Origin of the sequence: Paenibacillus sp. EKM301P (assembly GCF_011800295.1) — a bacterium.
In the GTDB taxonomy this organism is placed as follows: domain Bacteria; phylum Bacillota; class Bacilli; order Paenibacillales; family Paenibacillaceae; genus Paenibacillus; species Paenibacillus polymyxa.
In genome coordinates, this window is sequence record NZ_JAALFM010000167.1 from 1 (window position 1) to 223 (window position 223).

Annotated in this window: 1 protein-coding gene; it reads right to left on the reverse strand. The window is 52.0% G+C overall.

Translation table 11 applies throughout. The annotated features are described in order from the left end of the window. Nucleotides 1–223: condensation domain-containing protein (locus HFD99_RS25380; RefSeq protein WP_167441119.1), on the reverse strand; the 223-nt coding region annotated here is incomplete at both ends.

Sequence of the window (223 nt, forward strand, 5' to 3'; positions counted from 1 at the left end):
TGCTTAACCAGCTTGTTCATCCGCTCCGTCACTTCACGGCCCAGTGTAAATGAAAGCTTGTCCGCTTCATATGCTTTAGCGTGACCGTCCAGCTGTTTGACCTGCGGCAATACGGTCTGCTGCTCAAAGCCCGCAAAATAATCGCTCCAGAACCGTTCTGCCTCCGCGTTGTCCTGTCGATCCAGCCATTCAATATATTCACTGTATGGCGTTACCGGGGCAA